The organism is Singulisphaera chitinilytica (genome assembly GCF_049331405.1).
Taxonomy (GTDB): Bacteria; Planctomycetota; Planctomycetia; order Isosphaerales; family Isosphaeraceae; genus PoT.
Window position 1 is genome coordinate 4,995,622 of the sequence record NZ_CP186274.1, and the last position, 12,486, is coordinate 5,008,107.

Sequence of the window (12,486 nt, forward strand, 5' to 3'; positions counted from 1 at the left end):
AATCCGCATGAATCCTTATGAATAAGCTCTGGCAGATACTCCTGGGGATCGAACGCTCGCCCGGCACGACCGTGGGGGGCGACACGCGGCTCGAGTTCTCGGCGCTGCCGGGCGGGGCCGCCACCGTCGGCCTCGTCCTGGGGGCGCTGGCGATCCTGGCCTTGCTCTGGCGGCTCAACAGGTTCGAGGTCCGCGACCTGCCGCGAAGGCGTCGGATCGCGATCGTCGCGATGCGGGCGATCACCCTCCTCGCTCTCGTGGCCATGCTTCTCGAGCCAGTCCTGGTCTCGAGCCGGCGTGAGACGGTGAAGTCGCACCTGCCGATCATCGTCGACGACTCGGAGAGCATGAAATTCTCCGACCCCTACACCGACGACTCCCGCGCGACCGAGCTCGCCTCACGCCTCAAGCTCTCCTCCGAGGGGGGCCGATCGCCGGTCGACCGGCTCCGCGAAACGACCCGGCTAGACCTGGTGAAGACGGTCCTGGAGCCGAAGCTCGAGGACCTCGCCAAAGGGCGAGAGCTGCATATCCACAACCTGGAGTCGGCCGCGCAGCCGGGCACCACGGCCTCGCGCTCACAGAAGGCCCGGAAGCTCGCCGACATCAAGGCGAACCGCTCGGTCTCCCCGCTGGGAGATGCACTCCAGGGGGTCGTCGGGTCGCACCGAGGCCAGCCGGTCGCCGGGCTCGTGCTGATCACCGACGGGCGTTCCAACACGGGCGAGGATCCGCTCCGCGCCGTGGAAGCGGCCGCCCGGCAGAACATCCCGGTTTACACCATCGCGGCCGGCGCCGACGAAGGCCCGCGCAACATCCGACTCTCCGAGATCGAGGTCAGCCCCGTCGTCTTCGTCCGTGACCCGTTGAACCTGGCCGTGGTGGTCGAGGCCCGCGGCCTCCGCGACGCCGAGGCGACGATCGTCCTCGAGCAGAAGCTCAACCAGAACGACTGGGAGCCGGTGGGCACCCAGCGCGTCGTCCTGGGCGAAGATGGCATCCTCAAGCGGACGACGTTCCGGATCACCCCCAAGGTCGTCGGCCAGTATGAGTTCCGCGCCCGCGTCGAGGACGCCGGCCCCGAGCTGACGCAGGAAGACAACGTCGCCACGGCCGCAGTGAAGGTCGTCCGCCAGCAGATCCGCGTCCTGCTGATCGCGGGGGGTCCGTCGCCCGAGGTCCAGTTCCTCCGCAACGCCCTGATGCGCGACCAGCACGTCGAATTCGCCGGCTGGTTCCAGCACGCCGACCCGGGGTTTCGCCAGCCTGGGGACCGGCCGATCAACCGCCTGCCGAACGACCTGGCCGAGTTGGGTCGCTACGACGCACTCCTGCTCGTCGACCCCGACATGCGGGCGCTCGGGCAGCAATGGCCCGAGATGATCACCCAGTTCGTGGGCCAGGAGGGGGGCGGGCTCATCTACGTCGCGGGTGAACTCCACTCGCAGATCCTCTTCGAAGCGGCGGAGGGCTCGACGGGCTCCGCCGGCAACTGGACCAAGATCCTGCCGGTCGTCCGCGACCCCGGCCTCTTCCGCAGCGAGGCTGAGGTCCGGCTCAGCACGCAGGACACATACACGCTCGACCTCACCCCCGAGGGGCGCAGCGACCCGATCTTCGAGTTCAACGGCGACCCGATCCGCAACCGCTCGATCCTGACGAGCCTGCCCGGCATGTACTGGAATTTCCCCGTGACGCGGGCACGCCCCGGGGCGACCGTCCTCGCCCGGCACGGCGACCCCCGGATGCAGAACCAGTACGGTCGTGCGGTCCTCCTCGCCTCCCAGCTCTACGGCCCAGGCCGATCCGTCTTCATCGGCTTCGACAGCACGTACCGCTGGCGCTACCTGGCCGAAGACTACTTCGACGGCTTCTGGGCTCGGCTGGTCGACCGCGTCGGCCGCAACAAGGCGCTCGGTGGGCGGTTCCCCTATCAGGTCCACCTGGGCAAAGGGCTGTACCGGGTCGGGGATCAGGTCAACATCGGCGTACGTTACACCGAGCCGACCGCCCTCAACGAGGCGACCGAACTCGTCGCGGAGCTGGAGATCGCCGGGCAGCCCCCCGAGCCGATCCGCTTCGAGCGCGTGCCGGAAGACCCGGGGCTCTTGACCACAACCTTCCCGGCGCAGCAGGCGGGCGCCTATTCGCTCCGGATCGTCTCCTCGACGGCGGCCGACGCCGGCTCGGGGGTCCGGGCCTCCACCACAACCTTCCGCGTCGAGCCACCCCGCCGCGAGATCGACGAGCCGTCGCTGAACCGACCCCTGCTCTCCGACCTCGCCCGGATGACCGGCGGGAAGGCCCTGAGCCTGGCGGACCTCGACGACCTCGACAATGCCATCGCGATGCGAGAGGTGACGCGGACCCTCGAGACCCGCGACGAGCTCTGGGACGCGCCGATCCTTTACGCCACCATCGTCCTGGGCCTGACCGCGGAATGGATCCTGCGCAAAATGTCCCGGATGGTTTAAACTCATGATGATTCGCCTGAGACCAGGCGAGCGCGTTGCGAGATTGGGAAGATCGCGTCGAGTCGGAGTCGCTGGGCCGGTTGGCCCGGCCTTTACCAACCATCTTGATTCGCGGGATCCAACGCCGTGATGACCGAGACGGAACTGCCCAGCCTGGCTTCGCTCCGCGAAGGGCAAATCGCCCTCCGAGGACAGCTCGCGCGCCTGCGACGACGCCTGCGGCTCGAACTCCTGCTGGAATTCCTCGTCGACGCCGCCGCGACGATCACCGCGGTCGCCGCCCTGCTCGTCCTGCTCGACTGGTGGTTCCGGTTCGGGCTCCAGGTCCGGATGATGGTCCTGGGCCTGAGCGTCGTCGCGATCCTCGGGTTCCTCGCGATCCGGGCGATCAAACGCTGGAGGTCGGCGCAACTCGACGACCTCGCGCTGGCGATGACCCTCGACCGGCTCCGACCCGGGATCGGTCAACAGATCGCCGACGTGCTCCAGCTCCCGGATCTGCTCGAGGCCTCGTCCCTCTCCACCTCTCCGGCGATGGTCCGGCTCGCGGTCAGCCGGGCCACTCATGCCCTGACGGGCTCGGACTGGCACTCGCTCTGGAACCGCAAGCGGACGGGCCTCTTCGCCGTGATGCTGCTCGGCTGCCTGCTCGTGCCGGCGGCGTTCGGGGCGATCGCCCCGAGGTCCGCAAGGCTGAGCCTCGCCCGATGGCTCCTCGGCTCCAAAGAGCGCTGGCCGCAGCGCACGTATCTCACGGTGCTGGGCCTGGGCAAGGACGGCCGGATCGTCGCCCCCAAGGATGAGCGAGTGATCCTGGACGTCAGGAGCGACCTCCCCCAGGTCAAGAAAGTCGGGAGCTTCTGGCAGATCGAGGGCCGCGGCGAGCCCTTCGCCCTCCGCTTCGAGCCGAAGTCGCCCCGCACGCCCAAGGCGGTGCAGGTCCGCGAGCAGACCAACGACGGCAAGACCCTCAACGGCGTGATGGTCTCGACCGGCCCGACTCAGTTCCGCTACGAGCTGCCCGCGAGCCCGACCGGCTCGAGCCTCGACCTAACCGGCGGCGACGACTGGCTCGGCCCCCTCCGGATCGAGCGGGTCGACCGGCCGACCCTGGCCGAGATCAAGCTGCGGGTCAAGGAGCCGGGGTCGATCGCCCCCGAGTTCCGCGAGATCCCCGACCCTCGCCAGCACCTCCTCTTCCTGCCCGATACCGAGGTCGAGCTGACGCTCGTCGGCAGCGAGCCGCTCGCCGAGGCCAGGCTCAAGTTCCACCGCGAGGGGGCTCCGGCCCTGACGCGGGTCGACAGCAAGACATTCACCACGCGCTGGATCCTCCGCGAGGCCACGACGCTCGAGATCCAGCTCAAGGCCGAGACGACGGGGCTCGAGTCCCGCCCGGCCTTCCTCTCGATCGGCATCCTCCGCGACCGCGAGCCCCGCGTGACCTTGCGGGCCCTCGGGGTCGGCAGCCACGTGACGCCGGTCGCCACGATCCCGCTCAGCATCGCCGCGACTGACGACTTCGGGCTCGCGTCGATCCGGCTCCAGGTCGACAAGACCACCCCCATCGACGACAAGGGGGAGGAGAAGGAGAAAGAGAAGGTCGAGGCCAAGACGAAGCGGCAGACCGTCGCCCTGCCCTTCTCGGTCGACAAGGCCCACCCCACGCTCGACCACCAGGCCCGCCACGACGTCACGCTCCAGACTGAGCCGCCCAAAATCGGCACGCTGCTCCGGTTCGTGGCCGAGGCCGAGGACTTCAGCTCGCGGGGCGCCCAGGTCGGCCGCTCGAGCGCCCTGCAGCTCCAGGTCGTCTCGCCCGACGAGCTCTTCTACGAAATCCTGATCCGCCAGCGGGCGGAGCGCTCCAAGTTCATCGCGCTCCTCGAGGCGATGGAGAAGCAGACGCCCGTGCTGGCGACCGAGCCCTCGGCCGAGGATCTCATTCGCGTCCTGCGGGTCGAGCACTCGGCCTCACGCCAGCTCGACCAGATCGCCGGGCGCATCGCCGACGCCTTGCAGGAGATGAAGCTCAACCAGATCGGTTCGCCCAAGTCGCACAGGCTCTTGCAGGACGCCGTGATCGAGCCGATCCGGGCCCTCAACTCGGGCCCCGTCAACCAGCTCCGCAACGTCCTGCAGTCGCTGACCAGCGGGGGGTCGAGCCCCAACGCGAACAAAGAGACAGCTCGACTGCTCCACGGCGAAGTCGTTACAAAAATGAAGGCGATCCTGGATCAGATGTCACAATGGGAAAGCTTCGTGGATGTCGTGAATCAGGTCGCCGAGGTGATCCGGCAGCAGCAGAAGATCCTCCAGAACACGGAAAAAGCCCGGGACTCGCGCACGCAGGAGATTTTCGATGAGAAGCCCTGACCGGCATCCCGCACGGGCCTTCTGCCGCGTCGGCCGCACCCCGGCCGATCGCGTCTCCTTGTTGTCGATGCTCCTGGTTGCCATCACGACCGCCGGGCTCCTGCCCGCAGCTTTCGGCCAGGCCCCGCCCGCCCCGTCCGAACCCGCCGGGGTCTTCGACGAGGAGAAGAAGGAGGGGGAGGCGAAGGCCGACGACGCCGCACCGAAGAAGGAGACGGTCACCGACCGGGACTCCATCGGCTTCACACAGGAGAACGTCGCCGCGCAGATGACCGAGCTGGAAGAGCGCATGTTCCGGCTCTCCGAGGCCCTCAGGGGCCTCGAGCCCGAGAACGCCTCGCGCCTCAGCTTGGCCCTCAAGTTCTCGCGTGAAGAGCTGATCCTCCATCAGATGAAGAGCACCCAGAAGCTCCTCAAGGAGGCCCAGCTCAATAAGGCCGAGACCGAGGTCCGCGAGCTGCTGGCGAAGCTCGAGCACCTCCGCAACCTCCTGCTCGCCGACGACCTCGACTTCCAGATGAAGCTCGCCCGGCTCCGCCAGATGCGCGAGTCGCTGTCGCAGCTCCAGCGCATCATCAAGGAAGAGCGTCGCGAGTACGCCTGGTCCCGGACCGCCGTGGAACAGCAGGGGGATCGCAAGACGCTCCAGGAGAAGAAGGCCACCCTCGAGGCCCTCGTCCGCGACCAGAAGGCACTCATCGAGGAGACCAGGGCGGCGAACGCCAAGGACGACGCCGACCCGGCCAAGCCGGAGGCTCGCGAGAAGAATAAGACGAAGGAAACGGATATCCGCAAGCGGACGGCCTCGCTCGCCGCAACTCCCCAGTTCAAGGGGCAGGAGCCCCCCTTCCTCGCACAGGCCTCGCCCCACTTCGACGACGCCATCACGCACCTCGGCACCAAGGACGGCGAGGCCAGCCTCGCCGCCGAGGGGAAGGCCCTCGAGCTCCTCGAGAAGGAACAAGGCCGCCTCGACGAACGCCTCGCCGCCATCGACAAGGAGCTCGCCCCCGGCGAATTCCAGCGCTTCGAGCAGGAGCAGGCGAAGAACCGGGCGGCCGCCGAATCCCTGGCCGAGGCCTCGGCCAGGCTCGGGCAGGTCGGCGTCCCGCTCCAGAAGGACCTGATCCGCTCCGGCGGCTCCATGCGGTCGGCCGAGGGGGACCTGGCCAAGACCCAGGCCAAGCCCGCCGCCGATGACCAGCTCGCCGCCATCAAGCATCTGGTCAAGGCGGACGAGGAGCTTGCACGCTCGCTCGAGGCCCTCCTCGTCGAACTGAGGTCGGAGCTCCAGACCCGGATCATCGGCGAGCTGACCGAGATGCATGAGCTGCAGGTCGCCATCCGCGAGACGACCGAGGCCCAGGCCCCCCGCATCGCCCAGCACTCGCGTACCGCCTTGCTGATGGTGACCGGACTCTCGCCCAAGGAAGCCGAGCTCGGCGACCGCACCGACCAGCTTGCCGCGCTCACCGAGGAGACCGAGTTCGGCATCGCCCTGCCGACCGCCCTCCACGTCCTCTCCCGCCACATGCGTAAGATTCAGGACGCACTCAAGGCCGGCGACGCGAGCGAGATGACGGTGACGCTCGAGAAACGAGTCGAGGTCGACATCCTCAGCCTGCTCGAGGCCATGCGTCGGCTCCCGCCGACCACGCCCCCGCCGCCTGGCACCCCCCTGCCCTCCGAACCGAGGGCGCGGGAACGGGAACTGAACCGTCTCGTCGCGGAACTCAAAATGATCCGGCTCGTCCAGAACCGGCTCAACGACGACACCGAGGGCACCGACAAGACGAGGCCGAAGCCCGAGGTCCTACCCCCGGCCTTGCGGCGCGAGATCGAGACACTGACCTCCCGGCAGGAGGAGATCCACACCTCGCTCGCCAAGATCGCCGAGAAGCTCGAGGCCCCGCAGGAGGCCGAGGAGACGCTCCCGAATCCCGTCGACGCCATCCAGTAATGTTCGCCTCAAGTTTCGAATGCAAACGGTATTCGAAAACGTGAATCTTTTGATGGCACCCTAGTACCGAGTGAGAGACGTATCCATTAACGCCGGTTCTTCCGACCTCGTGAGGACGTTATGAGAAGATACCTCCGCCTTTTCGTCGCGATCTCGGCGACCACGTCAATCTCGGGCCTGACCGCACTTGCCGACGAGGCCCCCACGATTCCCGGCGTGGTCACGAAGATGAGCGGCGTCGCCGAGGACCTCGGTAAGACGAAGACCGGCGAGGACGTCCAGAAGCAGCAGAAGGCGATCATCCACGACCTGGACACGCTCATCGCCCAGTTGGAAAAGCAGTGCGCCGCCTGCAAGAACGGCATCAAGAAGAATAACCCCAACCAGGGGCTGAAGGACTCGGTCATCGGGAGAGGCACCGGCGGCATCGGCGACCTCGTCAACCCGGGCGATAGCGCCAAGGATTGGGCCAAGCTCTCGAGCCGCGAACGCGACCGTATCCTCCAGTCGATGTCGGAAGGGTTCCCGCCCGAGTATCGCACGGTCCTTGAGCGCTACTATCGCCGCCTGGCCGAGGAGAAGTCGGCCGCCAACACGACTCCCAAGGAAAAGGACAAAGATCAGGAGCAGGATAAGGCCCCGACTGAGGCCAAGCCCTGAGCCTTCGCGCTCCGATCATCGGGTGTTTCATCGCGAGGCCGGGGACATGGGTGATGCCCCCGGCCTTCCGATTTCGCAAGAATCACCGCATATCTAAGTTTCACTCAATCGTCACTGCAACGTAAAGACCTAGCTCGCCTGCCGTCGCGGCGAAGTGACATCCCGGTGTCAATCGTCTCGGCCCCGCCCGCAATCCCAGGAGATCCGATGTACGGCGCAACCTTATTGATGATCGGCCTCCTGGGGGCGGCCGGCCCCAACGAATACTCGCGGTCGCTCGCGTCGAAAAACCTCGACCAGGCCACGCTCGACGCCGAGGGCTACGGCGAGAAGAAGGCGCTGAAGCGTGAGGACGACGGCCTCCGGATCACGCTGGCCCCCGGCGAGGCCGAGACGGGCTGGAAGACCCCGCAGCAGCTCAGGATCGGCGGCGACTTCAAGATCACGGCCAACCTCCTGATCAAGACCCTCCCCAAGCCCGCGCAGGAAGACGGCGTCGCCGTGGGCCTGGCGATCGCCTTCCAGGACATCACCCAGCCCGACCTGGCGCTGGTCCGAGTCCGGGAGCCGAAGGGGGCGGAGGTCTACCGCTCCGTCGACAAGGGGCTGCCCAACCCCATGATGATGATGCAGCCCCAGTTCCAGATGATGGGGATGTTCGGCCAGCCGGGGGCACCCCCGGCCAAGCCGCCGAGACGGACCTTCCCAGCCGCCGGGGACGCCGTGCGGCTCGAGATCAGCCGCGAAGGCATGAACATCCGACTCGAGGTCCTGGACAACGTCGGCGGCCGGACGCGCTACCTCGGCCAGCTCCCGCTCGGCGTGAATGACGTCGCCTCGATCAAGGTCTTCGTCGCCAATCGCAACGGGGCCGAGGCCGTCAACGTCCTTCTCCGCGACCTCGCGATCCACGCGGACCGGCTCACGGGGCTCGGCACCAACGTGCGGACGGTCTACGGCAACGTCGTCTACGCCGAGCCGACCTCCATCGAGAAGGGCATCCTGATCGTGGGCGGCCAGCCCAAGGCCCCGCCCGCCGAGACGCCCAAGCCGCAGGACGGCAAGACCCCTGCGACCCCCGGCGACAAGCCGAAGCCCGGCGAGCCCGAGAAGAAGGACGAGGCCAAACCCGCCGAGCCCGCGAAGGCCGCCGCCCAGCTCGCACCCGCGGCTCCCGCCGTCGCGGTCGTGGCCGTCGCCGCCCCTGCTCCCGCGGCTCCCGCCGCACCGGGTAATGTGGTCGTCGTGGCAGCGGTCCCCGCGGGTGGGCCCGTCGTGATGGCCACCCCCGCACCGGCGGCGGCTCCCGCCGCACCGGCAACCCCGGGCGCCCCCGCCCAGCCGAATGCCGCCGCGCCGGCCGAGCCCAAGGCCAAGATCCCCCTCGACGAGCTCGAGAGCATCAGGTTCGAACGCACGCCGATGATGTCAGGCCGCTTCGTCGGTCAAGTCAATCTTGATTTGACGATGCCGAATCCGAACGCCAAGAAAGAAGAGCCCAAGAAAGACCAACCGACTCCAAAGCCCGACGAGGCCAAGAAAGACGAGAAGAAGGACGAGCCAGCAGCGAAGACGGATGACTCCAAGAAAGAAGAGCCTAAGAAGGATCAGCCTGAAGCCAAGAAGGACGAGGCTAAGAAAGATGATGCCAAGAAGGACGAAGTGAAAAAGGACGAGACCAAGAAAGACGAGAAGAAGGACGAAGCCAAGAAGGGCGAAGAAAAGAAAGACGACGCCAAGAAGGAAGAGCCGAAGAAAGAAGCCCCCGCCGAGAAGAAGAAGGACGCTCCCAACGACGCCCTCGCCCCTCCGCCGGGGACGACGGTCAACAAGGTGCCCCGCGTCTATCCCAAGAAGAATGGCATCCGCGACCTGGACCTCTTCGTCGTCGGCCTCAGGCCCGCCGCGATCAAGCAGGTCATGGTCACCTGCCAGACCGACAAGGGCCCGGCGAGCTGGCGGCTGGATACGACCGACTCCCAGGACTGGCCTCTCGTCGTCCGCCGCGCGGGGATGGAATCGTTCGCCGACATCTACGTCGAACCCCCGCAAGGCGACTGCTTCCAGAAGGACTTCTCGGTCAACATCACCTATGAAGATGGCCAGATGGGGACCGCCTCGATCAAGTCCACCGAGCATACCGACGCGAACCTCGCCGTCGATCCCAAGGCTCCCGTCCCGTCCCTCCCCGACGCCTGGGTCTACCTCACCGGTGACGAAAAGTTCTTCGGCAAGATCGCAGGCATCACCGAGGACAAGCTGCAGATCACCACGCCGGCGCAGGACAAGCTCGACGTGCCGCTCGCGCGGGTCGTCGGGATCCACTTCGCCCTGCTCGACCGCAAGGAGACGGCCGAGGCCTTCGCCAAGCGTCTGAAGGCCCGGGTCTCCGAGGATCTGCTCCTGGCGAAGTCGAAGAACGGCGAGGTCGTCGCGATCGCGGGCGTGCTGGAGAAGACCGAGAATGACAAGCTCCACTTCCTCTTCCAGAACAAGAGCCGGACGCTGCCCTTGAAGTCGGTCGAGGGGCTCGTCATGGCCACGAGGCCCGACCTCAAGGAGCCCGACGCCGTCCGCTCGACCTTCACCCTGCCGAACGGCGTGGTCCTCTCGGGGCGCTGGAAGGACCTGGATACGGCCAACTGGAAGATCGAGATGCCCTGGGGCCAGGAGTTGAAGATCCCCGCGACCGACGTCCAAGAGGTCCGCTTCCATGGGGGGATCGTGACGTACCTCTCCGACCTCATCCCCAGCAAGGTCGAGGAGACCCCCTTCTTCGCCCGACGCATCCCCTACCGCCGGGACAAGAACCTCCTGGGCGAGCCCTTGAAGATGAAGGGGCAGGCCTACGACCGCGGGGTCGCCGTCCACTCGAAGACCGTCCTCACCTACGACCTCAACCGCCGCTACAACACCTTCGAGTCCCTCGTCGGCTTCGACGACGCGGCGCTGTCGAAAGGCCGCGTGGAATGCCACGTCTTCGCCGATGACAAGGAGGTCTACGCCAACGCCGACCTCCGTGCCGACGGAGCCCCCGTCCCCCTGAAGCTCTCCGTGGCCGGGGCCGAGCAGTTGCGGCTCGTCATCGACTTCGGCCAGGGCCAGGACACGGGCGACCGCGTCATCTGGGCCAACGCCCGCCTCTACCGCCAGCCCGCCCAGGATGCGAAGAAGGCCGAGGCAGGCTCCCCCGATAAGGAGCCGGCGAAGCTGGCCGAACGTCGAGGCAACCCTTGATGCGGAACCATCTCATGAGGATATCGATGAGCCCGACGTTGGTTCGCGCCTTCACATTCAGCCTGGTTCTCGGCGCCGGAGTGGCCCGGGGCTTCGAAGAGCCGGCGAAGGCCTCCAGGCCCGCCGCCGAGGAGAAGACGGAGTCGCCGCTCGAGGTCAACGAGTGGTCGGTCTGGGTGGGCAACCCGGCGCTGACCTCCTGGAACTCGGCTCGTGTCTACAAGAACACGATGCCCGGCGTCGTGGGCACGAGCCGTCCCAAGCTCGACGAGAAGGAGGCGGCCACGAAGTTCCCAATCGCCCCGATCTCGGTCGTGCAGTTCTTCGGCGAGGCGTGCAAGGACATCGACGTCGACCTGCGCGCCAAGAAGGGGCTCTTCCTCGCCCACTGGCCCGTCAGCACCGAGCGGAGCGGCCGACTCCAGTGGTTCGGCTCAAGCTTCTCCGCGGAGCCCCCCGCGGATATCCCCCCGAGCTACCTCCCCGAGAACCACTGGCTCACGAAGCTCCGCGACGACAAATCCTCGCTCTTCCTCAAGTTCGAGAACCACTACGACCGCTTCGTCGCCTACGACTCCGAGCTGAACCTGACGATCCCCCTCCGCCTCCGCGGCGGGCCCGACGAATACACGCTTCAAAACCTGACCAATCGTCGCCTCATCGACATCGCCGTGATCGCCCCCACCGACGACGGCATCCGCGTTGGCTGGCTCGACACTTTGCCCTCGGCCTCCACGGATGACGCCGACAAGGAGAAGGATAAAGAAAAGGCGAAAGATAAAGACAAGGACAAGCCTTCAGATAAAGAGAAGGCCGACGCCATCTTCAATGAGGCCGAGGAGAAGGAGAAAGACAAGGATAAGCCGAAGGATAAGGACAAGGAGGAAGAGATCCCCCCCCTGCCCGCCGAAGGGGACGCGACCATCAAGGCCCGAGTCGATCAGCTCCTCAACCGCCCCGTCACGGTGACGGTCCAGCAGGCCCCTCGCAAGAGCATCCTCGACCTCATCACGGGACAGATCCGCCTCCGCTACGATGTCGACGATAAGACTCTGGCCAAGGATGGCATCGACCTGAGCCAGCCCGCGAACATGCAGGCCAACAACCTCCCCGCTCGTGACGCCCTCGCCGACATCCTCGGGTCCGCGAACCTGAGCTATCGCGTCACCGAGGACGGCAGCCTCTACGTCAGCACAGCCGCACGGCTCGCCGAGGACTCGGGCAAGAAAGGGGGCGTCATCGAAGGCCCCCCCGTCAAGCTCGGCATGTCTCAGCCGATCAAGCCGACGCACACCTCCTTCAAGGAGGTCACGCGCGACGCCTTCTCCCGACGGCTCGCCAGCCAGGGATTGAAGCCCCAGGTGATCCAGACGATCCTCGATCAGTACGGCAAGAGCCTCTTCGAGCCCGGCGAGTTGATCGTCCTGGCCCACCTCCCTCGCGAGACGATCGACGAGGCGGTGCTCCTGGACGTCTTCCCGGCTCCCAAGAAGATGGTGCGGACGGCGATGCTCGTCGTGCACGGCGTCGACCCGAGGCTCCAGGATCGGGCCAGGGTCCTCGTCCAGCAACTCGGCGACGACTCCGCCAAGGCTCGGGAAACCGCCGAGGGGAAGCTATTCGACCTCGGCCCCGTCGCCGTCCCCGTCCTGGAAGAAGCACTCACGAACAAGGACATCGAGATCGTCTTCCGCGCCGAGCGGCTCCTGCTTCGACTCAACCGCAACGTCCCCTGATCGCGGGAACATGCGTCGAGGTTTCAACATGAAAGGCCGTCGT

At 66.7% G+C, this 12,486-nt stretch carries 6 protein-coding genes; all 6 read left to right on the top strand.

Features of this window, described 5'->3' with window-relative positions; all coding sequences use genetic code 11:
* Positions 1-17: 17 nt before the first annotated feature.
* The 6 genes from ACOYYX_RS19765 (at position 18) to ACOYYX_RS19790 (ending at position 12,443) form a co-directional block, all read left to right on the top strand.
* Complete coding sequence (locus tag ACOYYX_RS19765; protein ID WP_422922966.1) at positions 18-2,474, top strand: VWA domain-containing protein; 2,457 nt, start codon at positions 18-20, stop codon at positions 2,472-2,474.
* A 129-nt stretch (positions 2,475-2,603) separates the two neighbouring features.
* The gene (locus ACOYYX_RS19770) at positions 2,604-4,850 is read left to right on the top strand and encodes a hypothetical protein (RefSeq protein WP_422922968.1); all 2,247 of its coding nucleotides are present in this window, start codon (positions 2,604-2,606) and stop codon (positions 4,848-4,850) included.
* Positions 4,837-6,810, top strand: coding sequence for a DUF4175 domain-containing protein (locus tag ACOYYX_RS19775; protein ID WP_422922970.1), 1,974 nt, complete (start codon positions 4,837-4,839; stop codon positions 6,808-6,810). The genes ACOYYX_RS19770 and ACOYYX_RS19775 overlap by 14 nt, the downstream gene beginning before the upstream one ends.
* 120 nt (positions 6,811-6,930) lie before the next feature.
* Complete coding sequence (locus ACOYYX_RS19780) at positions 6,931-7,470, top strand: hypothetical protein (protein WP_422922972.1); 540 nt, start codon at positions 6,931-6,933, stop codon at positions 7,468-7,470.
* 207 nt (positions 7,471-7,677) lie between these two features.
* On the top strand, positions 7,678-10,707 hold the full coding sequence (locus tag ACOYYX_RS19785) for an NPCBM/NEW2 domain-containing protein (RefSeq protein ID WP_422922973.1): 3,030 nt from the start codon (positions 7,678-7,680) through the stop codon (positions 10,705-10,707).
* A gap of 26 nt (positions 10,708-10,733) precedes the next feature.
* Positions 10,734-12,443, top strand: coding sequence for a hypothetical protein (locus tag ACOYYX_RS19790; RefSeq protein ID WP_422922975.1), 1,710 nt, complete (start codon positions 10,734-10,736; stop codon positions 12,441-12,443).
* Positions 12,444-12,486: the final 43 nt, after the last annotated feature.

Excerpts from the sequence above, each read along its gene's own strand:
- ACOYYX_RS19785 (WP_422922973.1), top strand. The coding sequence starts at position 7,678 with ATGTACGGCGCAACCTTATTGATGATCGGCCTCCTGGGGGCGGCCGGC.
- ACOYYX_RS19790 (WP_422922975.1), top strand. The coding sequence starts at position 10,734 with ATGAGCCCGACGTTGGTTCGCGCCTTCACATTCAGCCTGGTTCTCGGC.
- ACOYYX_RS19765 (WP_422922966.1), top strand. The coding sequence starts at position 18 with ATGAATAAGCTCTGGCAGATACTCCTGGGGATCGAACGCTCGCCCGGC.
- ACOYYX_RS19775 (WP_422922970.1), top strand. The coding sequence starts at position 4,837 with ATGAGAAGCCCTGACCGGCATCCCGCACGGGCCTTCTGCCGCGTCGGC.
- ACOYYX_RS19780 (WP_422922972.1), top strand. The coding sequence starts at position 6,931 with ATGAGAAGATACCTCCGCCTTTTCGTCGCGATCTCGGCGACCACGTCA.
- ACOYYX_RS19770 (WP_422922968.1), top strand. The coding sequence starts at position 2,604 with ATGACCGAGACGGAACTGCCCAGCCTGGCTTCGCTCCGCGAAGGGCAA.